Below are 25,355 nucleotides of genomic sequence, written 5' to 3' on the forward strand. Positions count from 1 at the left end.
TGCAATCTGTCGAACACAATGCGGCGATGAGGAAACACAGCCCCCGGTGGGAGCGAATAGGCGCGCTGTTGGCCAGCCTCTGCTTCGCATTCGCCTTGGGATCGTTTTCCTATGATCTCTACAGGGCGGGATATGAGAGCTTCAGGCTGCATGAGTTTTCCGTCCGGACGAATGCGCCGCTTGCGCCGGTCGACTGCATGCAGGCGCGCGGCAAAGAAGGCGCCGACTTCATCTCCGCCTATGCCAGGTCTTACAAGGATAAAAACGCACTGAAAGAAGCATGCTGGTATCCGGTCGACCGGTTGCTGGAGCTTTATCCGGACGAGGCGTCTCAGGACGTCAACGCCGTTGTTCTCGACCATTACAAGCGCATGAGTTTCGATGTCCGCGCATTCAAGACCAAGCCTCCGCCGCGCTTCATTCTGCTGGGAATACCGTTGGCTTTCTGTGTCGCTGCGGTTGGATTTGTGATCCTGCTGACCGGACCGAAAAAGACCGTCGCACCGACGTCGGAAAACGACGAGAAGCCCGGGGTGGACCGACGGATGCTGGCCACAGAACTGACGCGTCTTCGCCGGGATCTGGAGCGCTAGACGGCTGGCGCGCGCCTGTGCGAGCCGATTGAGGCTCACCGGCTTTGAGCGGCGTGCTTCGCCCCTCATCCGGCTGCCGCCACCTTCTCCCCGCGCCTGCGGGGAGAAGGGCGATGGAGCGCCGTCCTTGCCACATCCACCTTCTCCCCGTTTTACGGGGAGAAGGTGGCGGCAGCCGGATGAGGGGCGGCGCACGCCCTCTCCACCTGCGCCAAGCGATGGCGCACACCCTTCTCAGCCGCCCCTTAGAACGCCGCAGGCGCCCAGAAATCCGAGGCCTGCAGGCGGGCGACCGATTCCAGATGCATCAGGTCGACCGCGTCTCCCGGGCCGGCGGCGCCGTCGGCGTCGAAGGAGAGGATGCGGGTGTCGACGTCGAAGATCAGCTGTTCGGTGGAGTTCAGCTGGCCGCTGGTGATGGTGAAGTCGCCGTCATGGTCGACGACGATCAGGGCGGCGGCGATGTCATAGGCGCCTTGATGGGTGTCCGGCAGATAGCGCAGGATCTCTGCCCCGAGCGCGATCAGGTCCTGGCCCTGGCGGAAATCGGTGATGCGGTCGAGCCCGTCGCCGCTGTGGAAGATGAAGATGTCGGAACCCGCGCCGCCGGTCAGCACATCGTCGCCCAGCCCGCCGCTGATCATGTCGCGATCGGAGCCGCCGTCGATCACATCGACGCCCGAGCCGCCCTGAATGTCGTCCTGATGGGCGCCGCCGAAAATCGTGTCGTTGCCCGAGCCGCCGAAGACATCATCCTCGCCCTTGCCGGCGGTGATGCGGTCGTTGCCGGAACCGCCATAGATGATGTCGTCGCCGGCGCTGGTGGCGACCACGTCATGGCCCGAGCGGGCGTTGATGCGGTAATCGGTCGAGAATTCGAAGCGCGGATTGATCACGAAACTGTCGGAACCCAGCGTCAGATTGGTGAAGCCGGCTTTCGTCGCGTCTTCGCCGAATTTGAAGATGCTGTTGAATTCGAAACTGTCAAGGCGCTTGATCAGGATTGCATTGGCTGCCGGCGTCATGGCGTGTCCCCCTCGGACCGGCGGCGCGCCCTCCGCGCCGCTCATGTGAGGGTTATGCCGGATTTCCGCCGCGCCTGATGTTCCCGGAGGAACAGGGCTCGCGGGCATTTTCAGCCGCCCCCAAAAATGACGCGTTGGCATGACGCACTCGCAACAAATCACCTCTTGAAACGTTATGCGCCGCAGCACATTTCTGATCGGCGGCGATCAAATGCCGGCTGCATATGGCAGCAGGCGGACGCGACGGGTTAGAATGACGAGCGACACCATGAGGGCGGAGCTGAAGACGCGCTGGTTCCGGCCGGCGGCATTGGCGATCCTATTGATCGGATTGGCGTTTCGTTTGCCGGAGATCGGGTCGCGCTCCCTGTGGATCGACGAGCTCTACAGCCAGTGGTTCGCTAGCCTGAGCTTTGTCGAACTCTGGCGCGACGCGCCGCAATACGAGACCCATCCCCCGGTCTATTACACGCTGCTGAAGGCCTGGTCGGCAGTGTTCGGTGACAATGAGGCGGGGCTGCGCTCGCTGTCGCTGGTCGCGAGCCTCGCGACGATTGCGGCGGTTGCGGTCTCGGGCCGGTTCATCGCGCCGTCGTCCCGGCTGGAGGCGGCGGGGCTCGTCGCGGCGCTGTTCGTCGCCGTCAACGCTGCCAATATCCGCGATGCGCAGAACGTCCGGCCCTATGCGCTGCAGACGCTGCTTCTGACGCTCGCCATTCTCGCCGCGCTCGCGCTGGTGGAACGGCTGGCGCGCCAGACCGAGAGCGCGCCGCGCGGCGACTGGATCGGGCCGGCGCTGATGATGGGGCTGACGGCGGGGGCGGCGCTTCTGTTTCACAACACCTCCTTCTTCGTCGCCTTCGGGCTCTGGGCCGGGCTTGCGGCGACGCTGCCGCTCGTTCCCGCCGGGCGGCGGCTGATGGCCTTCGGCGTGCTGACCGGCGCGGGCGTGCTGGCGCTCTTGGTCTGGGCGCCCTATGCGCCGATCCTCTTCGCCCAATCCAAGGCCTTCATGAACCTCGCCTTCTGGCTGACGCCAAAACCCCGGGATCTCTGGAGCGCCTGGGAGCTGGTGATCGGCGGGAATTGGCCCGCGCTCTGTCTCGCCGCCGCGCTTTTGCTCCTCGGCGTGATCCGCCTGGCGCAGGCGGCGCCGCGGCAGGCGATCGTGGCGGGGGTGACGCTGGTTCTGCCGCTCTATGCGCTGCTGGCGGTGAGTTTTTGGGTGAAGCCGATCTATATCCAGCGATTGTTCGACTGGATGGTTCCGCTGGCGCTGCTCGTCGCGGCCTATGGCGTCGTCTCGCTGCCGGGCCGGCTCTGGATCAAGGCTGTGCTCGCTGCGCTGGTGATCGGCCTGTCCGTGCAGAAGGTGGTCGAGGATTTCGAAAGACCGATCGACGACTGGAAGATGATCGCGCAAGTCATCGCCGACAACGCCGAGCCCGGCGACGTGGTGATCGCCGCGCCCGCCGAGGGCAGCGTGGCGGTGGAGTATTACGCCCGGCGCCACGCCGATTTCCCGCCGGTCGTCTATGCGCCCGGCCCCTATCCGCAACGCGGGCTCGACCGCACCTATATGAGCAATCTCGGCGCGCCTGAGATCGCGCCCGAGGACCGGGCGATCGTGGAGGCGGCTCTCAGGAGCCACAAGCGCGTCTGGCTCGTGCAGGTGTCGATTTCGCTTTACGACCCCAAATCCATCATCCGCTCCACCATCGCCGGCGAGCGCAGCTTCGTGCGATATTACGGCAATTCGCTGGCCAAGGTGGAACTCTTCGACTGACGCGACCTTTCTCCTGCATTCACGGAAAGACTGCTGACCCATGAGCGATTTCGACCTGATCCCGAGAAGCCAGACCAGCGCGGACGCCGCGCTCGCCCCGCCACTCGCCCGCGCAGCCGAGAGGGTGGCCGCGCCTGCGCCCCTGCCGCGCGCAGCGGTCGAGCTGACCGTGGTGATCCCCAGCTATTGCGAGCGCGACAACATCGCCGAGCTCTTCCGCCGCCTCGACGCTGCGCTTGACGGCGTGGCCTGGGAGGCGGTGGTGGTGGACGACGACAGTCCCGACGGCACCGCCGAACTCGCCAAATCGATCGGCCGGCGCGATCCGAGGCTGCGCTGCATCCGCCGCGTCGGGCGACGCGGGCTGTCTGGGGCGGTGATCGAGGGCATGCTGTCGTCGTCCGCGCCCGTGGTGGCGGTAATCGACGCCGATCTCCAGCATGACGAGACGCTGCTGCCGAACATGCTCAAGGAGATCCGCGCCGGCGCCGACATCGCCATCGCCAGCCGCTACGCCGAGGGCGGCTCGGCGACCGAAGGCTTCTCCGGCATCCGCCGCTGGGGCAGCGAGATGGCGACCAAGCTGGCGCGCCGGCTGATGGGCGTCTCCGTCACCGACCCGATGTCGGGCTTCTTCATGCTGAGGCGCGAGATCGTCGAGGCGCATGCGGGAGATCTCTCCAATCAGGGCTACAAGCTGCTCGCCGATCTCCTGTGGAGCGCCGGCCGCGACAAGCGCATCGTCGAACTGACCTATCGTTTCAGGGCGCGCCAGCATGGCGAAAGCAAGCTCGATGCGCTGGTGACGCTGGATTATCTCGGGCTGATCTTCTCCAAACTTCTCGGCGGCGCGCTGCCGGTGCGCTTCCTGATGTTCGCCGCCGTCGGCGCCTCGGGGGTCGCGGTGCATCTGATGATGCTGCAATTCGGCCTTGGTCATCTCGGCCTCGCCTTCGGCTGGGCGCAGGCGCTCGCGGTCATCACCGCCATGACCTGGAATTTCGTGCTCAACAACCGCCTGACCTATCGCGACGCGCGGCTGACCGGCTGGGGCTTCATGACCGGGCTCATCAAATTCTATCTCGCCTGCTCGATCGGCTCGATCGGCAATGTCGGGGTGGCGAGCTGGATCTACTCCTTCCACGCCACCGCCTGGCTGGCCGGATTGACCGGCGCGGTGATGGGCGCGGTGTTCAATTACGCGGTGAGCTCGGCGCTGATCTGGAAAAAGTGAGGGTTGGCGGGTGGGGTTTGCCCCCTCTGGTCTGGGACACCAGGATCGACGGCGGCCGGTTCGGAATCGGCAAGCATAGGCGGCTGTGGCCACCCCCCTCTGGTCTGCCGACCATCTCCCCCTCAAGGGGGGAGATTTGATGGGGCGCTGGCTTCCCCAAATCTCGACATCCGTGGCTGGGCGATGGTTTAGCCGCTTGCCAATCTCCCCCCTTGAGGGGGAGATGTCCGGCAGGACAGAGGGGGGTGGCCGCACACTCCGGCGCTTCACCCCACCGCCTCGATTTCAATCTCTTTCCCCGCCATCACCACCACATCGCCCTCGCCTTTGCCGATCAGCAGGCGGGCGATGGGGGAGACATAGGAGATCGTGCCCGATTTGGGGTCGGCCTCGTCCTCGCCGACGATGCGGTAGGTTTCGACGCGGCCGTCCTCGCGGCGGAAGGTGACGGAGGAGCCGAAGGCGATCACGTCGGGATCGGCGGGCGGCGGCATCAGTTGGGCGCTGGCGATGCGTTCGGAATAGTAGCGGATGTCGCGCAGCGGGATCGCCTGCTGGCGGCGGCGTTCGTTGACGTCCTCGATGTCCTGGGCCGCCTGCCAGGCCGCGCGGGCGTCGGCCAGCGCCGTCTCCAGCGCTTTCAGCCCGGTCTCGGTGACGAGATTGGCGTGCGGCGAGATCTCGCGCGGCGGCAGCAGCGTTTCCGACGCCGTCTCGGCGCTCTCTTCCTTGAGGAAGGCGACGCTCATGGGATGTCCTTTCACATAATCTGCGGCAGCGTTGAGTGGCATGCTCTTGGCGGAGGCGAAGGGGTGCTCGTTATGGCCTGATCGGCGTGCACAGCCCCTCATCCGGCTGCCGCCACCTTCTCCCCGCGCTTGCGGGGAGAAGGGCGATCGTGGCGATGTCGGCGCTCCATCTGCCTTCTCCCCGCAGGCGCGGGGAGAAGGTCCCGGCAGGGGGATGAGGGGCGGAGCACGCCGTCAACAGCCGAAAAGCAAATCACGCCGCCTGTTCATCAGCGCGCGGCAATGACAGGCGGATGCAGAACCGCCCTTACGCCTTCACGCCCAGCAATCGCAGCCGCATCACGCCGCCGTCGGGATGCATGGCGAAGCGGACATGAGTGACGGGGCCGATGGCTTCGACATCAGAACCGGCGAAGTCATGGATATGATCCATGGCCAGCTTCTTTTTCGTCAGGATCGGCGTCCAGTTTTCCGACGCCGCGATTTCTTCCGGCGTCAGCGTGTCGCCGAGATCGGGGAGATAGGCGCCGAGCAGTTCGCATGTGTCGGGGAAATTGCCCTTGTAGAAATGCGTGTCGACGGTGACCTTCTGGATCACGCCGGCATGGCCGAGGCGGATGATCGCCCAGTCATGACCGGGACCGCGGCGGCGCTTGGTTTCCCAACCGTCGCCCATATTCTTGCCGCGGCCGGGCTCGAGCATCTTGTCGGGATGGCCGTAATGGGCGTCCGACCAGGCGAGCGATTTGGCGCCGTGGAAGATGTAAGCGAGATCGATCTCCTGCTCGGCGCCGACCTTGGACCAGTCGAAGGCCGCCGTCCCATAGACCCGCAGCCGCGCCACGCCGCCATCGGGGAAGATGTGCAGGCGGAGATGCGTCCAGACGCGGGTCTTGTCGGCGTTTTCGAAGAAGTGATGCGCCGACGGTCCGAGCGGGCTTTTCGCCACCAGTTCGGTCCATTGGGCGTCGTCATTGGGATCGGGCTCGCCATCGGGCGAAAAGGCGGCTTCGATGGCGGCAAAGGGCGGATAGTTGCCGGTGAACCAATGGGTGTCGACGTCGAAACCCTGGATGCGACCGGCCATAGCCAGCTTGATCACCGCGTGGTCGTGGCCGGGAACGCGCTTGCGGCGGCTTTCCCAGCCGTCCATCCACTTGCCATTGTCGTCATAGAGATCGGGATCCCAGAGCGGCGGCTCGTCGGCGAGCATGCGGCTGAGAGGCGCGAAGAATTCGTCGGTGGAGAAGACCGCCGTCGCGCCCAGCCGGGCCGAGGCGAGATTGACGGCGCCCGCGGCGAAAGCGGGCATGTCGAGCGTTCCATAGGAGACTGGCAAGGCGTTCCTCTTTTTTCTGTCTGGCTTGCTGCTTCGGCTAGCTATAGCGCGGGCAGAGAGGGATGGGAAAGACAGAATGCCTTCAAGCGGCCAACATTGGCGCGCCGACTGCGGACAATAGCCCTGTCTCCTTAGTCGGCGCGGATAGGTGGTGCTGTACGTTTATGTATTCATAAAGAATACAAATCACCTGCATTTGCGTGCATTTGATCAGACTCGCACCAGCAAGGATTACCATACTGGGCTTCTCGCCAAAAAGGACCAGTCATGTCATCCGTCAGCCCAGCCTCATTTGCAAACGGGTATTCATTGGAAGGCTTGAAAGGCTGGACTTTTCCGGCTGATGCGCAGCCGTCCTTTTATGACACGGAAAACATCTTCGAAAAACTGCGCTTGCAGGAAGAGGCAGCTCGCAAAGCTCTCGCAGAGGCCGAGCCGACCCCTGTTTGGGGCAAAATCACCTTGCCGAGCGGGGAGCTGGTGACGGTTTATGAAGGTGGCGGGGTTCAATCGGAAAATGAGCTCGACATCGATTGGGACTTGAACGACGAGATATCGCGGACGCAGGCGATCCTGGCGAAATATGGCGGCGAACTGAAGCTCGAAAGCGCCTCGACGACAACGGATATGAGCGCATCCGATCTGCTATCGACTATTCTGGATAGTCCGGCGCTTTCGGCGCGCATGTTGGGTGTGTCTGGAAACCAAAGTCTGGCGGATGCGCTGCTTGCGGATGACGGGCTCTGATCATTGCTCGAAGATCCCCGGCGCACTATCTCGCGGCCAGTCTACGTTTGGGTGCACTGCGATCTTGTGCAACTGCTTCGGCTACCCATGGCGCGGGCAGAGAAGGATGGAAGAGACAGGATGCCTTCAAGCGACCGAAATTGGCGCGACTGCGGACAATGGTCTCCCTTCCTCGCAAGGCGCGGTAGGGTGCGAGAGCTGTTTTTGTATTCATATAAGATAGATAATATATGTCATTGCGAGTTTTCCGCTAGATTCACGCCAGCAGAGATTGCTTGGTCTCTACTCAGAAGGAGCACTCATGTCATCCGTCAGCCCAGCCTCATTTGAAAACGGGTATTCGTTGAAGGGGCTGAAGACCTGGACCGCCCCAGTCGATGCGCAGCCGTCCTTTTTTGACACGGAAAATGTCTTCGAGCAGATGCGCCAGCTGGGGGAAGAGGTAGAAAAGGTTTTTGCGGAAGCCGTTCCGACCCCTGCTTGGGGTAAAATCACCCTGCCGAGCGGGGAACTGGTGACCATCTATCAAGGCGGCGGGGTTGCATCGACGCACGACCTGCACATCGATTGGGACCTCGATGGCGAGGTGGCGCGATCACAGGCGATTCTTGCGAAATATGGCGGCACTCTGCGTCTCGAAAACCCGGCGCCGACAGCAACAGATGTCGGCACAGCCGACCTGTTTTCGACAATTCTCGACAGCCCCACACTGACATCTCTGATGCTGGGCGCGTCAGGCAACCAAAGTCTGGCGGATGCGCTGCTTGCGAATGACCGGGTCTGATGACCGGCGTAAATTCACGCGGTCATTTTCCACCAGTCGCCGGGCATTTCAGTTTTTAACGTGGGGCACGCCCTACCGCCACATCACAACGCTTGATATAGGTCTCGCAGGGCCACAACGTCAAGAGCCGATCCAGAAATCAAACCAATCGATCGGGGGAAGGACGTCAAAAACCTCACCATTCCATCGCCTCCAGCCTCAGCCGCGCGATCTTCTCCACCTCATGGGCCGCCGTGTCGAATTCGGTCTGGCGGGAATTGTGGATGCGGCGCTCGAAGGCGGCGAGGATGTCGTCCTTGGTCAGGCCCTTGACGGCGATGATGAAGGGAAAGCCGAATTTGGACTGGTAGCGGGTGTTGAGATCGGTGAAGCGGGCGAATTCGGTTTCGGTCAGGCGGTCGAGGCCGGCGCCTTTCTGCTCGGCGCGCGAGTCTTCGGTGAGCTGGCCGGCGACAGCCAGCTTGCCCGCGAGATCGGGGTGGGCGCGCAGCACGCCCAGCCGCTCCTCGTCGCCGGCGGCGCGGAATTCGGCGGCGAGCGACGCATGCACCGTCTGCGCCGACAACGGCGACGGCGCGCCCGAAGCGTCGAAGGCGCGTTCGGCGATCCACGGCGAATGTTCGAACACCCCGCCGAAACGGGCCACGAAAGCGTTCCGATCCATGATCCTCTCCCTCTTCAACCGCAAATCATCCTGAAGAGCATATAGGGCCGCCCGAGGCGAGAACAAGCGCAAACCAAGCCTCTTATCCCTAGCGATTCGTCAGTAGAACTTACAGGTCAGTTCAGCGGGTGTTTAATTTAACATTTATAAACTTTAGCTCCGCATTTTGAACGGAATTTTTAGGGCAAAGAGGGCTCGCATGAAAAATTTTTCGGTTCTTTTCCGCATTTCCATGCTGACCGGCTTCTGCCTCGTCATCCTCGCCGCAGCGCTTTTCTACCGAAACGAAGAGAGTTACGGCGACGTGGTGGCCGAGCGCAGGGCGATGCTGGCGCAGATGAACGAGAACGCCGTATCGATCTTCAAGCGTTATCATGCCCTTGAAACGGAAGGTAAAATCACCAAGGACGCCGCCCAGGCCGACGCGATCGCCCAGATCATGGCGATGCGCTACGGCGCCGACGGCTATTTCTGGATCAACGATCTCGACGCCCGGATGATCGCGCATCCGACCAAGCCCAAACTCAACGGCACCGATGTCTCCGGGCTCAAGGATCCCGACGGCGTCTATATTTTCCGCGAATTCGTGCGGACGGCGAGAGACAATGGCCAGGGTTTCGTCGATTATATGTGGCCGAAGCCGGGCTCGGAGGCGCCGGTCGGCAAGAATTCGCATGTGATGCTGTTTCAGCCCTGGGGCTGGATCGTCGGCACCGGCGTTTACAATGACGACATCGAGGCCATTCACTGGAACGGCGTGGCCAAGACCGCCGGGATCCTCGCGGCTGCGGGCCTGCTGACCATCCTGTTCTCGGTGATGATCGGTCGGTCGATTTCCGTCCCGCTCAGTGCGCTCAAACAAGCGATGACGAAGATCGCCGCCGGCGACGCCTCCGAAGAGGCCGCCCATACCGATCGTCGCGACGAGATCGGCCAGATGGCCGGCGCGCTTGTGGAACTGCGGCGCTCGGTGATCGAACGCCGGACGCTGGAAGACGGCCGCGCCGCCCAGCAGCAGGCGCTCGAAGACGCCCGCGCCCGCCAGGAAGCCGCAGACCGGGCCCAGGTCGACAAGCAGCAGGCGGTGATGGCCGAATTCGAACGCGCGCTGGCGCTGATGTCGTCGGGCGATCTCACCGTGCGGCTGACCGGTCTGCCCGCCGATTACGCCCGGCTGGAGCAGGATTTCAACCGCGCCATCGGCAATCTCGCCCAGGCGCTCAACGACATCGCCTCCTCCACCCATACGGTGACGCGCACGGCGGCGGAGATCGACGCGGCGGTGGCGCAGCTGTCGTCGCGCACCGAGGGTCAGGCCGCCAATCTGGAAGAGACCGCCGCCGCGATCGAGGAAATCAGCCGCACCATCCAGTCGTCGGCCAAAAGCATCGATCAGGCCAAAAACATGGCGGCGGCGGCCAAGACGGATGCGGCGACCTCCAGCGGCATCGTCGGCTCGGCGATCTCCGCCATGAGCCGCATCGAGGAATCCTCGCGCAAGATCGGCGAGATCATCGGCGTGATCGACGAAATCGCCTTCCAGACCAATCTCTTGGCGCTGAACGCCGGCGTCGAGGCGGCGCGCGCCGGCGAAGCCGGCAAGGGTTTCGCCGTCGTCGCCCAGGAAGTGCGGGAACTGGCGCAGCGTTCGGCCAACGCCGCCAAGGAGATCAAGGCGCTGATCACCGCCTCCGGCCAGCAGGTCGGCGAAGGCGTGCATCTGGTGGAGGAAACCGGCAAGTCGCTGTCCGGCATCGACCGGCGCGTGGCGACGATCGATGCGAGCATCGGCGACGTCGCGACGCTTGCCCGCGAGCAATCCTCCGGCATTTCCGAAATCAACGGCGCGATCAGCCAGATCGACCACATGACGCAGCAAAACGCCGCGATGGTGGAGGAAACCACCGCCGCGACGGCGACACTGCGTCAGGAAACCGAAAATCTCGCCCGGCTGCTGGGCCGGTTCAAGGTCGAGGAGGAGCGTCGTCGCGCCGCGGCGTGACGACCCGGCAGTCCGTCACTTGTTCTGCAGCAGCCACATCTTGCCGGCCATGGTGATTTCATGGGCGGCAGTGTCGGCGTCGGCGCCTTCGGCGGTGGGCTTGATGAAGCCGTAGTCGCGCAGTTGCGTGATCACGGTGGTGGTGACGGTCTTGATCGGCTGCGGGCGTTCCTTGAAGCGGTCGCGCTTCAGATAGGTCACTTCGGCGTTGAGATGCGTCCACTTGTTGCCCTCGCCGAGATGAAGGCCGCCCTCCTTGACGAGTTTCAGGGCCTTGATCTGCGTCGGGGTGAGTTCGATGGTCATGATGTTCCTTGGTGCGAAAACTGATGGCGTCGGCGAAAGCCTGGAAGGCGACCGGCCGCGCCCGGGAACGCGCGGAGACGTTCCACGAGGGCCAAGGGCGGCGGCGGGCCACGCGCCGTCAGGCGCGGGCTCGGACGCCGGCAGGCCCCTTATGACCTCATGAAGGCCGCATGGCAAGCCCGCCGCAGCGCAAAGGCCGGGCTTTCCCGCTCCCTCGAGCCGATCGCGCGCGCAAGGGCGCCCCGTTTTGCATAGATCGAAGCCTTTGACACCCCGCCTGGTTTTATAATCTATCCCTTTCGTGATTCATGATAGATGGGCAGAACGCACGAATGGCGAATGTGTTGAAGCGGACGATCGATGACGGCGGCAACGTCTTTCTCGAAAGCATTCTCTGGAAAAAAACGGATTCCGACACGATCGCCGCATGGGATGGCGAGCCCATTCAGATCTATTTCAAGAATACCGCCGCCGACAGCTGGACCTGGACGGACAAGACGTTCTTCAAATCGGTCTTCGACCAATGGACCGACGTGACCAGGCTCAGCTACCGGCAGACCAGCGACGCCAAGCAGGCCGACATGATCGAAACGATCGTGCCGCAGAAATTTTTTGGCGCTGGCAATGGCGGCGTCGTGCTGGGTGCGCATGAGACGCCGTATTCCGAGATGAAGAACGGCGTTTCCCGCGGCTGGTACTGGGACCAGATGCTCGAGGGCGGCGCGCGCGAAGGCTCGCTGATCTATTCGACCGTGCTGCACGAACTCGGCCATGCGCTGGGGCTCGCCCATCCGCATGACAAAGGCGGCGGCTCCTCGCAGTTTCCCGGCACCCGCTACGATCATTCCGTCTACACGATCATGTCCTATAACGATGGCTACCGGTTCCTGGCGAACGGCAAGATCGAGTTGCTCGAAGGCCGGCTGGGCGGGGTGGATCAGTCCTACGGTCTGCGCATCGATCCCGGCGCCTTCGACATCGAGGCGATCCAGGCGATCTACGGCGTCAAGCAGGCGGCGCGCGGCGACAATGTCTATCGCCTCTCCGACGAGAACGGCTACTGGACCACGCCCTGGGACACAGGCGGCACGGACACGCTGCGCTATGACGGCGACGGCCGCGCCGTGCTCGACCTGCGGCCGGCCTCGCTGAAACAGGGCGCCGTCGACGCTGGCGGCGGGCTCTCTTATGTCGAGGACGTCTATGGCGGCGTCACCATGGCGTCCGACCGCACGGTCAAAACCGCCGTGATCGAGCGCGCTATCGGCGGGGACGGCGACGACAAGATCATCGGCAATGACGCCGACAACCGGATTTCGGGTCGCGGCGGCGACGACACCATCGACGGCGGCGCAGGCGATGTCGATCTGGTCAATTATCGCGGCCATTATGCCGAATACTGGGTGCGCATCTTCGTCGGCGGCACGCTGGTCGATCACGAGAAGGGCTCGGCGAAGGTCGACGACGGCTTCGACCGCCTGAAGAATGTCGAATATCTCCACTTCGCCGACGGCTATGTGTCGCTGGTCAGCGGCCGCAATGATGCCGGCGCGCGCGCCGCTGGGCTGACCTTCGACGTCGACGGCGTCGAGGCCGGCAAGATGTTCTCGCTGCTGGTGGGCTTCACCGCCGGTCAGGACACGATCGCGCTGAAAGACGCGTTGTTCGACGGACTGGACAAGGGACGGCTGGACGCCGATCAGTTCGTGCTCGGCGACCACGCGATGGACGCCGACGACCGGCTGATCTTCGACCGCGACGCGCGCGCGCTCTACTACGACGTCGATGGCGCGGGCGGCGCCGAACAGGTGCTGGTCGCCGGTTTCGGCGACATGGTGGATGTGAGCGCCCGCGACATTCTGGTGGTCTGATCGGGGCTCTCGCCCACGCGGCTCGGCGCGCCGTCCCGTCCGGCGCGTCTTTTTCTGGGTGAATCGGTCGGCGACGCTTTCAGCGCCTTTCAAATCCTTTGACACAGCCGAAGGTTTCTAAATTATCTCCTCGAAAGGCAACCGATTCATGGCCCGGGGGGAAACATGGCGAGTGTGATCAGGCGCAACGTCGACGACGGCGGCAATGCATTTCTCGAAGGCATCCTGTGGAAGGGCGTCAATTCTTCGACAATCTACGCCTGGAGCAGCGATACGCCGCTGAAACTCTATTTCCAGGACACCGCCATCAACACATGGACGGCGGCGCAGAAGACATTCTACCAGAATGTGCTCGGCGAATGGACCTCGGTGACCAGGCTCAGCTTCCAGGTGACCAATGACGCCTCTCAGGCCGATCTCGTCGAAAAGATCGTGACGCAAAGCGCCTGGGGCGGCAACGGCATCGTCTATGCCGATCACGAAGTGCCTGAAGACGCCTGGTGGTATGGCAGTTCCACAGGCCGGTTCTGGAACAAGCTGGTCGAGCCCAGCGATCTCAAGGCCGGTTCCTTTTCCTACGAGACGCTGCTGCACGAACTCGGCCATGCTTTGGGCCTTGCGCATCCGCATGACAATGGCGGCGGCTCGAGCGTCTATTCCGACAAGACCTATGACCACATCACCTATACGATCATGTCGTATAACGACAATTACAGCTTCAACGCCGATGGCTCGATCAGGCTGAAAGCGGGAGAACTCGGCCCACACAGCCAGACCTATGGCTTCCGCATCGACCCCGCCGCTTTCGACATCGAGGCGATCCAGGCGATCTATGGCGTCAAGCAGTCCAATACCGGCAACAATGTCTATACGCTGTCGGACAAAAACGGCTACTGGACAACGCCCTGGGACACCGGCGGCACGGACACGCTGCGCTATGACGGCGACCGGCGCGCCTTTCTCGATCTGCGTCCCGCCTCGCTGAAGGAAGGCGCGAGCGACGCCGGCGGCGGGATCAGCTATGTCTCCGGCGTCTATGCCGGCATCACCATGGCCTCCAACCGCACGGTGAAGACGGCGGTGATCGAAAACGCCGTGGGCGGCGACGGAAATGATGTAATCACCGGCAACGGCGCGAAGAACATTCTCACCGGCAATGGCGGCGACGACAAGATCAATGGCGGCGGCGGCGCGAACGACCAGGTGGTCTATCACGCCAATCTCGACGATTACTCCATCCGCTATCCCGGCTCGGCCGTCGTCCTGACACAAACGTCAGGGACAGGCGCTTTCGACGACGGTACGGATCGGGTGACCAATATCGAATTTTTCAAGTTCAAGGACGGCGTCTACGAATATGCGCGGGCCAACGACATGGCGCGCGCCGGCGGCCACGCCTATCTTCTCGACGGCAGCCTGACCGACAAGATCGCGGCGCTGATCATCGGCTTCGCGGCCGGCGAAGACATGCTGCAGCTCGACGGCTCCGTGTTCACGGCGCTTGAAAACGGCGCAGTCAGCGACGATGTCTTCACGCTGGGTTCCGCGGCGAAGGACGCCGATGACCGTCTGATCTACAATGCCGGCCGCGATGCACTTTATTACGACGCCGACGGCGCAGGCGGGGCCCACAAGCTGCTCATCGCCCGTTTCACCGGCGACGTCGACCTCGGCGCCGGCGACATTCTGGTGGTGTGAGCCGCCGCTCTGCCGACCACGCGCCGGGACGGCCTGTCCCGGTGCGTTTTTTATTTCAGTCTCATTATTTCGGCTCCGGTCTTGCGGGCCTGTCCTGGCGACCTATATCCGACAGGCCCTTTCCTGCCCGCCGTTTTTCTTCGTCGCGGGCGCATTCATGACATCAGCCGATCAGGAGGTTATCCATGCCGATCGCCAAAGGTTACGCCGCCACCGATGCGACGAGCCCGCTCACGCCCTTCACTTTCGAGCGTCGGGCCCCCAATGACGACGACGTCGTCATCGCCATCAAATATTCCGGCATCTGCCATTCAGACATCCACCAGGCCCGCAACGAATGGGGCAACTCCATCTTCCCGATGGTGCCCGGCCACGAAATCGCCGGCGTGGTGACCGAGGTCGGCGCCAAGGTGACCAAGTTCAAGGTCGGCGACCATGTCGGCGTCGGCTGCTTCGTCGATTCCTGCACGCAATGCGCGACCCGCGACCTCGACAGTGAGCAATATCTGCCGGGCCTGATCGGCACCTACAACGGCTATGAAGCCGACGGCAAGACGCCGACCTATGGCGGCTATTCCGACACGATCGTGGTGAAGGAAGGCTATGTGCTCTCCATCCCCGAAAACCTGCCGCTCGACGCGGCCGCGCCGCTGCTCTGCGCCGGCATCACGCTCTATTCGCCGCTCAAGCACTGGAACGCCGGCCCCGGCAAGAAGGTCGCGATCGTCGGTATGGGCGGCTTGGGCCATATGGGCGTCAAGCTCGGCTCCGCCATGGGCGCCGACATCACCGTGCTCAGCCAGACGCTGTCGAAGAAGGAAGACGGGCTGAAGCTCGGCGCCAAGGAATACTACGCCACGTCCGACGCCGAAACCTTCCAGAAACTCGCCGGAACCTTCGACCTGATCCTCTGCACCGTCAGCGCCGACATCGACTGGAACGCCTATCTGTCGCTCTTGAAGGTCGACGGGGCCATGGTGCTGCTCGGCGTGCCGGAAAAGCCGGTGCCGGTGCACGCCTTCTCGCTGATCGGCGGCCGCCGCACTTTGGCCGGCTCGATGATCGGCTCGATCAAGGAAACCCAGGAAATGCTGGATTTCTGCGGCCAGCACGACATCGTCTCCGAAATCGAGACGATCTCCATCGACCAGGTCAACGAAGCCTATGAGCGCGTGCTGAAGAGCGACGTGCGCTACCGCTTCGTCATCGACATCGCCACGCTCAAGTAAGGCGACCGGGGGCGCGGCGGCGATAAGGCGGCGCGCTCCACTTTTCTCAGCCGGCGTCGATCGGACGCACGGAGAGCCGCAACCCCATCGCCTTCAGGATGGCGCACAGGCCGCGAAGCTCGGGATTGCCCTTGTCGGACAGGGTCCGGTAGAGCTGGGTCGGATTGAGATCGGCCGCCTGCGCGACGGCGGGGACGCCGCCGAAAGCCGATGTCATCTGCCTGAGTGCGATCATCAGTTCGGCCTGATCGCCGTCTGCGAAAATCTGGTCGAGCGTTTCGGCGGCGAGCGCCGGATCTTCCCTGAAGATGTCCGCCATCGCGTCGTCGTGACTGCGGTCTTTCATGACCTACTCCTCATCATTGGCTCCGGCTCTTCCAGTCTCGCCAACAGGCGCAGGCGCGGTCGATATCCGTTTCCTGACTACGCTTGTCGCCGCCGCAGAGGAGCAGGACCAGTGTATCGCCGGCGCGAGCATAATAGAGGCGATAACCGGGACCCAGGTCGATCCTCAATTCATGCACGCCATCTCAAAGCGCTTTGTGGTCCCCGAAATTTCCGAGCTCGAGACGGTTGATACGCCTGATGATCGCCGCCTTGGCCCTGACGTCGCGCAGGTCTCGAAGCCATTCGGCAACAAGATCCGCCCCGCCTTTGGTCAGATAATGGCGTATGACAAACATATATCACCTTCGTTTAAAAACGAAAAGCATGATCCGGAGATATGACAACTATGAACTGACAAAGTCTTTCGGTCGAGGCGCCAATCCGCGCCGGGAGACTGAGGCTCCAAGGCCGGGTCGGCCAGGATCGGATGGGTCCGCCTAAAATGCGGATGTAATTTCGATATATAAAACGTGCTGATGGTGCTTTGTAGCTGCTTCGGCAGCTAAGAACAGTGGACAACGAGAGGTATTTTCGAAATGCGGAGTACCACTCATCGGGCGAGTGGATATAATAACAGAGACATGCTGCGTTTCATATTGAGGTGTGCTGAATGACCAAGAAGCGTGAATGGGCGACTTTCGAAGATCGAGTAAGGGATATTGCAAGCTATATTTGGTCTAGGCCCTGCACACCGAAGCGCGTCGGCGGTGTGAACATCGACGGGGTGACCGTCCTTGACGCGGAAATTGAGTGTTTTGTTGAGATTACCGTCGAGCGCAGCTTGAACAAAGTGCGCGAAGATGTTGTGAAATTGCAGACTGCAAAATCCGCTGCCTTTATCAAGGGAGTTCTTGCACGGTGTTTCTGTGTCGTAAATGGGCCAGTTACTCCTGCAATGAAAGATGCCGGCAAAGACCACAACATTCACGTAGTTTCTTTTGAAGAATTCAGCAAACAGTTTTTCGATTTCAACACTTATGGAAGCGCTCGCTCCTCCGCACCTTTCGGTAGCTCAATCAACCCCTTAACGGGGCAAGCCGATGAGACGAAGTATGTGCCGGTGAGATACTTGGTGGACGGGAAGAAGGGAGATATTTCTTCGAAGGATGTCGCAGACCTTTTGAGAAGTGGCCGCAATGTAATACTACTTGGGGAGTATGGGAGCGGGAAAAGTCGCTGCATCCGTGAAGTTTTTAGTATTATTAGCGGGACTGCTACGGACGATTTTTGCTACCCGATCGCAATAGATCTTAGAAAGTCTTGGGGACTTCGCCAGAGTGGCGAACTCATCAGGCGTCACTTTGCGGATCTGGGTTTGGATGGGCTCGAAAGCAGCGCGATCAAAGCATTCCGCGCAAATTCTCTTGTTTTTCTGCTTGATGGGTTTGACGAAATTGGCTCGCAAGCGTGGAGCAACGATAACAGCAAGCTGAAGCTCATCAGGGCGAAATCCCTCGAAGGCGTCAAAGACATTGTGCAATCAAACGGTGGCGGCACATTAGTTGCAGGCCGAGAACACTATTTCCCTAGTATGGAAGAGATGTATTCGGCGTTAGGCATGTCACCGAACAACACCGTTGTGGTCAGGTCTAAAAATGAGTTCAGCGATAGCGAACTTCTCGAATACTTTCAAAATCGGGATATTGATGTCGATATACCGGATTGGCTCCCTCGGCGGCCTCTTATTTGTCAAACCATCAGTGAACTGGCAACAGACCAGCTCGAAAGCATGTTTGGTGAACGTGGTAACGAGATCTCTTTTTGGAACCACTTCATCAATGTCCTGTGTCAAAGAGATGCCAACATCCACGTATCTTTTGACGCCGCCACAATTTTGCGAATTTTTATACACCTCGCCCGCTTAACTCGAGCAAAGCCCTCGAACGTCGGCCCGATATCGCTTGCTGAACTCCAAGGTGCGTTCGAGGCTGCGACCGGGGCAGCGCCTGTTGAGGAAGCGTCGATTATGCTCCAACGCTTACCAAGCCTCGGCCGAGTTGGACCGGAATCGAATGATCGGCAATTTGTCGACATCTACATCCTTGACGGGCTTCGTGCAAAAGACGTCGCCCTCATAGGCGTCAACGGCGACCAAGAGATCATCGAAGCTACAAGCAACCACTGGACCAATCCATTGGACGACCTCGGCCAGCGAATCTTGGCGTCTGATCAAAATTTGAGCGAAAAGACGAAACTCCAGATCGCGAGCCGCGCAGCAAAGAACGGAAACAAGGTTCTCGCAAGTGATATCGTTGGCGCCCTATCACGAAGAGCGGAAACCCCAATGGATTTCGAGGGGCTTACGCTTAGCGGAGGAGAGTTCCTGTTTCTGCCGCTGGATGAAAGGCCTTTACGGAACCTGACAATCACAGATGGATACATTGGCGAACTTGCATTTCCAGCGAAAGGCTGCGTCAACGTCAGGATTGACGGGTGTATTTCACCTAAAGTGACTGGGATTTCGTCACAAACAGCACTTCCCTCTTGGGTGTCAAAGCTCGAAGCTGAAGAGTTTGACTCAGTTGCCAGTGTGTCGCGCATTCGCAAGATTGGCCTCAAGCCAGCACACGAAATTCTGATCACCATCATCCGCAAGACTTTTTTCCAGAAAGGCGCAGGCAGGAAGGAAGAGGCCCTGCTACGCGGGTTGGGAACGATTGCCGGTCGCGGCCTGTCCACTCGGATTCTCAATTTGATGCTGAAAGAGGGCTTGCTTACCACATTCAAAGGGGACGAGGGGAGCGTTTACTCGCCAGTTCGATCCCATACTAGACGCATGCAATCGATTCTTGATCAACTGTCGGCTAGTACCGATTCCATTTGGCAACAGGTTGACGAGTTTTAGACGATTGTGAACCGCGATTGAATCCTGGTCTAATTTAACGACCTTAAACTATGAGTTTTTTTGCAATGGTGGCCACAGCAGGCGTCTGCGGCCGGAGTTACCCCCCTCTGCCCTGCCGGGCATCTCCCCCTCAAGGGGGGAGATTGGATGGGGCGCCGGCGTGCCCAATCTCGACGGCAGTGGCTGGGCGATGGGGGAGCTTCTAGCCGATCTCCCCCCTTGAGGGGGAGATGGTCGGCAGACCAGAGGGGGGTGGCCGCAGTCGCGGCAGCACGTCATGATGACAGCCCGTCATCCTCCTTGATCTCGAAGCGCGCTTCCGCCAGGGCGGATCCGGTCGCAGGGTCGAGGCGCTGGAGAAAGAAGACGGGCACTGCGAAACTCCGAACGCACCGCCGGCAAAGCGACGGAATGGCTGTCACACGCCGCTGCTAGACAGGCGCGCGGTCATGATGACCCGCTTTTTTCAAGGAGCAAAGCCATGACGGACTGTCCCAATACATCTTCCCCGGTTATTCGCGACATCATCGCGGAACGCGTGTCGCGGCGTTCTTTCCTGTCGGGCGTGGCGACCTTCGGCGCGGTGGCGGCCAGCGGCGGTTTCGTCGGCTCGCTGTTTGCCGGCGAGAGTTTTGCGGCGTCCGCCGCCTCCTCTCTCGGCTTTACCGAATTGAAGCGCGTCTATGACAAGGACATGGCGGTGGCGCCGGGCTACACGGCCGAGGTCTTGGCCCGTTGGGGCGATCCGATGGCCAAAGACGTCGCAGAGTTCGCCGGCGCGGTTCCCACCGCCGTCGAGCAGCTCCTGCGCTTCGGCTATAATTGCGACTATATCGCCTTCATGCCGCTGCCGAAGGGATCGAACTCGGCCGATCACGGCCTGCTCTGCGTCAACAATGAATATATCTCGCCCAATGTGATCTTCGCCGGCATGACCGAAGACGACGCCGGCCAGAAGATGACCAAGGACCAGGTGGATTTCGGCATGGCCGCCATGGGCCATTCGATCGTCGAGGTGAAGATGGACGGCGAGCGCTGGGCGATCGTCACGGACAGCCCCTATAACCGCCGCCTGACGGTGGAAACCGAGATGCATCTCTCCGGGCCCGTCGCCGGCCATGACCTCGTCAAGACCAAGGCCGATCCGGAGGGCCGCGTCGTCAAGGGCACCAATTACAATTGCGGCGGCGGCGTGACGCCCTGGGGCACGGTGCTGACCTGCGAGGAAGGCGCCTCCGACACATTCGGCGGCAAGACCTCCGCCTCGCCCATCGCCGCCGTGCTCGACCGCTACGGCTTCGACGGCTCCGACATCTATGGCCGCGCCCGCTTCCACGACCGTTTCGACATGGACAAGGAGCCCAACGAGCCCAACCGCTTCGACTGGGTGGTGGAGATCGATCCCTATGATCCCCAATCCACGCCGATCAAGCGCACCGCGCTCGGCCGCATGAGCCACGAAGCCTCGACCGTGGTGCGCAACAAGGACGGCCGCATCGTGGTCTATATGGGCGACGACGACTATTTCGAATACACCTATCGCTTCGTCACCAAGGCGGCCTACGACCCAGCCCGGCCCGAAACCGGCAAGGACATTCTCGACGAGGGCGTGCTGTCGGTGGCCCGCTTCGACGCCGACGGAAGCCTGCACTGGCTGCCGCTCGTCCATGGCGAGGGCAAGCTGACGGCGGAAAACGGTTTCGCCTCGCAGGCAGACGTGCTGTTGAAGACCCGTCTCGCCGCGGATGCGGTGGGCGCGACGCCGATGGACCGCCCGGAGGATTTCGAGACCAATCCGGTGACCGGCCGCGTCTATGCCGTGATGACCAAGAACAAGAAGCGCGAGCAGGACAAGCTCAACCCGGCCAATACGCGGCCGGAAAATCTCTGGGGGCATATCGTCGAGATGATCCCGCCCGGCGGGCGCGGAGCCGAGGCCGATCACACGGCCGATGTCTATCAATGGGACCTGTTCGTGCTGGCCGGCAATCCCAAGGACGCCGCCACCAAGGCCAGTTTCCATCCGGAAACATCCGACAACGGCTGGTTCGTCTGCCCCGACAACATCACCTTCGATCCCGAGGGCCGGCTGTGGGTGGCGACCGACGGCGCCAATGATTTCGGCCTGCCCGACGGCATCTATGGCGTCGACACCGAGGGCCCGGCGCGCGGCCTGCCGAAGCTGCTGTTCACCTGCCCGGCCGGCGCCGAGGCCACCGGCCCCTGCTTCACCCCCGACGGCAAGACGTTGTTCGTCTCGGTGCAGCATCCGGCCGAGGACGCCGAAACGCTGGACAAGGCGACGACGCTGTGGCCCGACTTCAAGGGGACGCTGCCGCGTCCCTCGGTGGTGGCGATCCGCAAGGAGGACGGCGGCGCGGTGGGGGCGTGAGCCGCTGAGGGTTTGAGGCGGCGTTCAGGGTTTGAGGCTGGGGTTACCCCCCTCTGCCCTGCCGGGCATCTCCCCCTCAAGGGGGGAGATTGGATGGGGCGCCGGCTTCCGCCATCTCAACGCCCATGGCTGGGCGATGGTCGCGCTTCTGGCCGATCTCCCCCCTTGAGGGGGAGATGGTCGGCAGACCAGAGGGGGGTGGCCACAACCGCAACCGCCGCCAGCCCGCCCCTCCATCCTCACCAACTGGGCTTGTGATGCGCGTGCCAATGCCGGGCGATATCGAGACGCGTCGGCGTCCAGGCGTCTTTGTGACCCTTCACATACTCGACGAAGCGGCGCAGCGCCGCCACGCGGGCCGGGCGGCCGACGAGGCGGCAGTGGAGGCCAACGGACATCATTTTGGGCGAGCCCGCCTGCCCCTCGCGATAGAGCTCGTCGAAGGCGTCCTTCAGATAGGTGAAGAACTGGTCGCCGGAATTGAAGCCCTGCGGCGTGGCGAACCGCATGTCGTTGGTGTCGAGCGTGTAGGGGATGATCAGGAAGGGTTTTCCCTTGTGATCGGGCACCCAGAAGGGCAGATCGTCGGAATAATTGTCGGAGGAATAGAGGAAACCACCCTCCTCCATCACCAGTTTCAGCGTGTTGATCGACGGCTTGCCCTGATACATGCCATAGGGCCGCTCGCCGGCCACGTCCGTGTGCAGCCGGACGGCTTCGAGAATGTGCTGGCGCTCGACCTCTTCGGGATAATCCTTGTATTCATGCCAGCGATAGCCGTGGCTGGCGATTTCCCAGCCGGCCTCGTTCATGGCGGCGACGGCGTCGGGATTGCGGGCCATGGCGAGCGTCACGCCATAGACGGTGACGGGCACCTCAAGCTCGGTGAACAGCCGATGCAGCCGCCAGAAGCCGGCGCGCGAGCCATATTCGTAGATCGATTCCATGTTGAGATTGCGCTGCCCCGGCCAGGCCGCCGCGCCGACGATTTCCGACAGCAGGTTCTCCGAGGCCGGGTCGCCATCGAGAATGCAGCTCTCGCCGCCCTCCTCGTAATTCAGCACGAACTGCACCGCCACCTTGGCTCCATCAGGCCATTGCGGATCGGGGATATTGCGCCCGTAACCCACGAGATCCCGGCTGGTCTTCACATCGACAATCATCTGTTCCGCCTCGTTCTTTTGTCTTTTGCAGTGCGGCAAGGCTAGAGCGGTGTGGCGGATTTGTCGAGGGGTTCGGAAAACCTCCGACGCGACCCTTTCAACTTAATATTTCGTTACATTCTCAGGTTGACGCGGCAATTGAAAACCGTGATGGTTGGAACAATGTTGAAATAAAGTCAGCTTTTTCAACAAGCCGTTCATATATTGAAAGAGACCCATTGCGCATGAAAAAGCAATATGCGGCGGTTGATGGAACCGAAGGCGAAAACACACTCTCCTACAGTTCGATCTACGACAAGAAGACAGACACCACGACCTATTACACCACGTTGAATGGGCTTGGCGGCAACGACACATTCCTTGTTGGCTCCGAAGATAGTCCGCCGTTGACGATCATCGGCGGCGATGGCGACGACAGTGTTGAAATGGAAATGGGGAGCACCACCACCGTTTCCGTCGATGGTGGAGCAGGCGATGATCTTGTGCAAGTCAGGATCGGCTCGGACAATGCGGACAGCGTCGTTGACGGTGGCGAAGGCTTTGACACATTGGTCCTTTACGGCACATTCCGCGCCAACCGATTGAAGAGCTTCGAGGCGTTAAAATTGGACCTTTCGACCACGATCTCCAACCGGGATCTGCATCGGTTCGAAGCCGTTTACACTGGCGCGGCAATCTTGAAGATGAAGGATCAGACCGACCTAGCGGGGGTAAACTTCGTCAATACCAGCGGCCAGCAAACTATCTGGGGCTCTGACGAAGATGACCGCCTTGACCTGACCGGGATAAACATAAACGCATCAATCAACGCCAACTATGGAGCTGACGTCATCATCGCAGGTGGCGGTCGCTTAAGTGCTTGGGGCGGCTACGGCGCCGACTTTATCCAAGGGGGAACCGGAGACGACTATCTGAGCAATGGCGGAGTACGCTGGTACGGCTCCGACCTTTCAGAGACGGTGCTCGGCATGGCGGGCAATGACATCGTGGAGTATAATTGGGCAAAAGGCGTTTTTGACGGCGGCGAAGGCAAGGACACTCTCCAACTCCGCCTGGGCGAAATTAAGAGAGATCTCACCGAGATCAGTATAACGAATTTTGAAACTTTAAATCTGTCAACATCCAATTCCGCAACAATCTCGGTCAATACCGCATTTTTTCAACAATTTGATCATATCAACGGCAGTGGAGACATATTCTTTACCGAGGCCGTCACCCTTGACGATCTGCCGACCCTTGCCCGCCACATCGACATTCACGGGTCGGACAGGGCTGATACGATCGATCTGAAGTCGTCGGAACAACAGCTTTCACTGTTTCTGGGCGATGGCAACGACCGGGTGATTGGCTATTTCAGCGCACTTGACCTCGACGGAGAAGACGGAAACGACTACCTCGTCGGCTCCAGCGTTCGTGACACGATCTCGGGCGGGAAAGGCGATGACACGATCGTGGCGGGGGCCGGCGACGATGTCATCCGAGTTTTCGAAGGAGCCGATATCGTCGATGCCGGAGATGGAGCGGATCTGCTCAACATCGACACCAAACAACTCCAGAACGGTGTGAAGATTGACTTCGGCGATGGCGACGATGTCGCCAAGCTTGCGGCCGGTCATGGAAAAGGCGGCGGCACGATTGACGGCGGAGCTGGGAAAGACCTGGTTCGGGCGACGGGTGACCTCTCGTCATTTGATTTCACCGGCGTTGAAGTGCTCAGCGTCGTCAAGTCCACCACGGGAGACGCGGATACCTTCGACAGCTTCGACAGGATCGAAACATCTCTTGTCTACGATATCGGACGCTATTTCAGGATCAATCTCTCGGAGGGAGGAGAACTGACCTGGAAAAGGGCGTCGACAGGCAATCAGGGTCTACTTCGCGGCTCGGAAGACGCGGATATTCTCGATTTTGCCAATTCCAAGTTTCGCTGGAGTTACGATCTTGCCGGAGGAAATGACAGCCTGATCGGCACTGACCTGGGAGAGCGCATGCTCGGCGGCGACGGAGAAGACTCCATCTCCGGCCAGAACGGAAAAGACTCAATCTACGGCCAAAACGGCGACGACCATCTGACGGGCGGCGATGGCGGCGACTTTCTCTTGGGAGGAAGCGGGAACGATATTCTCGAAGGAGGCGACCACTGGGACAACATTTTCGGCGGCGCCGGTGATGACGTCCTCAAGGGAGGCCCGGATGGCGATAACCTCTATGGCGAGGAGGGATCCGATCGCTTTATCTTCACACCGGCCAGCGAAGGCGACACAGTCAGGGACTTCCAAACAGATGGACCTGAGCGTGACATCATAGAGCTCTCGGGCTTTGGGGCTTTCAACGCTTTTGGAGATCTCAATGGCAGGATCAAGCAAAATAACGACCATACGATGATCGTCCTTGACGCCATTGTCTCGGCCTATCCGATGCATTGGGAGAATGTGCTCATCCTCAAGAATGTAACCGCACGAGATCTGTCCGCGGAGCACTTCACATTCTCATAGAGGCCGATCCTACGACACCATGCGAGCATCTGAGACGGAAAACGCA

Annotated in this window: 19 protein-coding genes and 1 pseudogene; 12 read left to right on the forward strand and 8 right to left on the reverse strand. The window is 61.1% G+C overall.

Annotation, left to right across the window (positions count from 1 at the left end; genetic code table 11):
• Positions 1 to 197: 197 nt before the first annotated feature.
• Positions 198 to 593, forward strand: a complete 396-nt coding sequence (locus E8Q41_RS15035; RefSeq protein ID WP_137156365.1) for a hypothetical protein — start codon at positions 198 to 200, stop codon at positions 591 to 593.
• A gap of 245 nt (positions 594 to 838) precedes the next feature.
• On the opposite strand, the gene E8Q41_RS15040 is transcribed toward E8Q41_RS15035, so the two are convergent.
• Positions 839 to 1,618, reverse strand: coding sequence for a hypothetical protein (locus E8Q41_RS15040; RefSeq protein ID WP_170976497.1), 780 nt, complete (start codon positions 1,616 to 1,618; stop codon positions 839 to 841).
• Positions 1,619 to 1,871: 253 nt separating this feature from the next.
• Between E8Q41_RS15040 and E8Q41_RS15045 the strand changes: the two genes are divergently transcribed.
• Both E8Q41_RS15045 and E8Q41_RS15050 read left to right on the forward strand, forming a co-directional pair.
• On the forward strand, positions 1,872 to 3,404 hold the full coding sequence (locus tag E8Q41_RS15045; RefSeq protein WP_170976498.1) for a glycosyltransferase family 39 protein: 1,533 nt from the start codon (positions 1,872 to 1,874) through the stop codon (positions 3,402 to 3,404).
• Between the two features lie 40 nt (positions 3,405 to 3,444).
• The gene (locus E8Q41_RS15050) at positions 3,445 to 4,638 is read left to right on the forward strand and encodes a glycosyltransferase family 2 protein (RefSeq protein ID WP_137156368.1); all 1,194 of its coding nucleotides are present in this window, start codon (positions 3,445 to 3,447) and stop codon (positions 4,636 to 4,638) included.
• A gap of 266 nt (positions 4,639 to 4,904) precedes the next feature.
• Here the strand turns inward: E8Q41_RS15050 and greA are convergent, their stop codons facing one another.
• On the reverse strand, positions 4,905 to 5,387 hold the full coding sequence (gene greA / locus E8Q41_RS15060) for a transcription elongation factor GreA (RefSeq protein ID WP_137156369.1): 483 nt from the start codon (positions 5,385 to 5,387) through the stop codon (positions 4,905 to 4,907).
• A gap of 307 nt (positions 5,388 to 5,694) precedes the next feature.
• Complete coding sequence (gene alc / locus E8Q41_RS15065) at positions 5,695 to 6,699, reverse strand: allantoicase (RefSeq protein ID WP_137156370.1); 1,005 nt, start codon at positions 6,697 to 6,699, stop codon at positions 5,695 to 5,697.
• A 294-nt stretch (positions 6,700 to 6,993) separates the two neighbouring features.
• Between alc and E8Q41_RS15070 the strand changes: the two genes are divergently transcribed.
• Positions 6,994 to 7,473: a hypothetical protein gene (locus E8Q41_RS15070; protein WP_137156371.1), complete on the forward strand. Its 480-nt coding sequence runs from the start codon at positions 6,994 to 6,996 to the stop codon at positions 7,471 to 7,473.
• Positions 7,474 to 7,774: 301 nt separating this feature from the next.
• On the forward strand, positions 7,775 to 8,257 hold the full coding sequence (locus tag E8Q41_RS15075; protein ID WP_137156372.1) for a hypothetical protein: 483 nt from the start codon (positions 7,775 to 7,777) through the stop codon (positions 8,255 to 8,257).
• Positions 8,258 to 8,432: 175 nt separating this feature from the next.
• Here E8Q41_RS15075 and uraD read toward each other — a convergent pair whose 3' ends face one another.
• The gene (gene uraD, locus E8Q41_RS15080) at positions 8,433 to 8,924 is read right to left on the reverse strand and encodes a 2-oxo-4-hydroxy-4-carboxy-5-ureidoimidazoline decarboxylase (protein WP_137156398.1); all 492 of its coding nucleotides are present in this window, start codon (positions 8,922 to 8,924) and stop codon (positions 8,433 to 8,435) included.
• 196 nt (positions 8,925 to 9,120) lie between these two features.
• Between uraD and E8Q41_RS15085 the strand changes: the two genes are divergently transcribed.
• A complete protein-coding gene (locus E8Q41_RS15085; protein WP_137156373.1) occupies positions 9,121 to 10,923 on the forward strand; it encodes a methyl-accepting chemotaxis protein in 1,803 nt (600 codons plus the stop codon).
• 15 nt (positions 10,924 to 10,938) lie between these two features.
• Here the strand turns inward: E8Q41_RS15085 and E8Q41_RS15090 are convergent, their stop codons facing one another.
• Positions 10,939 to 11,229: a hypothetical protein gene (locus tag E8Q41_RS15090; RefSeq protein WP_137156374.1), complete on the reverse strand. Its 291-nt coding sequence runs from the start codon at positions 11,227 to 11,229 to the stop codon at positions 10,939 to 10,941.
• Positions 11,230 to 11,561: 332 nt separating this feature from the next.
• Between E8Q41_RS15090 and E8Q41_RS15095 the strand changes: the two genes are divergently transcribed.
• The 3 genes from E8Q41_RS15095 to E8Q41_RS15105 all read left to right on the forward strand — a co-directional run bounded on the left by E8Q41_RS15095 (position 11,562) and on the right by E8Q41_RS15105 (position 16,027).
• A complete protein-coding gene (locus E8Q41_RS15095; protein ID WP_170976499.1) occupies positions 11,562 to 13,100 on the forward strand; it encodes a M10 family metallopeptidase C-terminal domain-containing protein in 1,539 nt (512 codons plus the stop codon).
• Positions 13,101 to 13,265: 165 nt separating this feature from the next.
• On the forward strand, positions 13,266 to 14,798 hold the full coding sequence (locus tag E8Q41_RS15100) for a M10 family metallopeptidase (RefSeq protein ID WP_137156376.1): 1,533 nt from the start codon (positions 13,266 to 13,268) through the stop codon (positions 14,796 to 14,798).
• A 185-nt stretch (positions 14,799 to 14,983) separates the two neighbouring features.
• The gene (locus E8Q41_RS15105) at positions 14,984 to 16,027 is read left to right on the forward strand and encodes an NAD(P)-dependent alcohol dehydrogenase (protein WP_137156377.1); all 1,044 of its coding nucleotides are present in this window, start codon (positions 14,984 to 14,986) and stop codon (positions 16,025 to 16,027) included.
• Positions 16,028 to 16,073: 46 nt separating this feature from the next.
• Here the strand turns inward: E8Q41_RS15105 and E8Q41_RS15110 are convergent, their stop codons facing one another.
• Together E8Q41_RS15110 and E8Q41_RS15115 are read right to left on the reverse strand one after the other, a co-directional pair.
• Positions 16,074 to 16,373 carry an addiction module antidote protein gene (locus E8Q41_RS15110; protein WP_137156378.1) on the reverse strand — a complete coding sequence of 100 codons (300 nt, stop codon included), beginning with the start codon at positions 16,371 to 16,373 and terminating at the stop codon, positions 16,074 to 16,076.
• 13 nt (positions 16,374 to 16,386) lie between these two features.
• Positions 16,387 to 16,710: pseudogene (locus E8Q41_RS15115) on the reverse strand (type II toxin-antitoxin system RelE/ParE family toxin).
• A 314-nt stretch (positions 16,711 to 17,024) separates the two neighbouring features.
• On the opposite strand from E8Q41_RS15115, the gene E8Q41_RS15120 reads away from it, so the two are divergent.
• Together E8Q41_RS15120 and E8Q41_RS15130 are read left to right on the forward strand one after the other, a co-directional pair.
• Positions 17,025 to 19,259, forward strand: a complete 2,235-nt coding sequence (locus E8Q41_RS15120; protein ID WP_137156379.1) for an NACHT domain-containing protein — start codon at positions 17,025 to 17,027, stop codon at positions 19,257 to 19,259.
• A gap of 481 nt (positions 19,260 to 19,740) precedes the next feature.
• Positions 19,741 to 21,651 carry a PhoX family phosphatase gene (locus E8Q41_RS15130; protein WP_137156381.1) on the forward strand — a complete coding sequence of 637 codons (1,911 nt, stop codon included), beginning with the start codon at positions 19,741 to 19,743 and terminating at the stop codon, positions 21,649 to 21,651.
• A 239-nt stretch (positions 21,652 to 21,890) separates the two neighbouring features.
• Here E8Q41_RS15130 and puuE read toward each other — a convergent pair whose 3' ends face one another.
• A complete protein-coding gene (puuE, locus tag E8Q41_RS15135) occupies positions 21,891 to 22,814 on the reverse strand; it encodes an allantoinase PuuE (protein ID WP_137156382.1) in 924 nt (307 codons plus the stop codon).
• 224 nt (positions 22,815 to 23,038) lie between these two features.
• Here puuE and E8Q41_RS15140 point away from each other — a divergent pair, with 224 nt between their 5' ends.
• On the forward strand, positions 23,039 to 25,309 hold the full coding sequence (locus E8Q41_RS15140) for a calcium-binding protein (protein WP_137156383.1): 2,271 nt from the start codon (positions 23,039 to 23,041) through the stop codon (positions 25,307 to 25,309).
• Positions 25,310 to 25,355: the final 46 nt, after the last annotated feature.

The organism is Rhizobium sp. FKL33 (assembly GCF_005222915.1).
Taxonomy (GTDB): Bacteria; Pseudomonadota; Alphaproteobacteria; order Rhizobiales; family Rhizobiaceae; genus Rhizobium_E.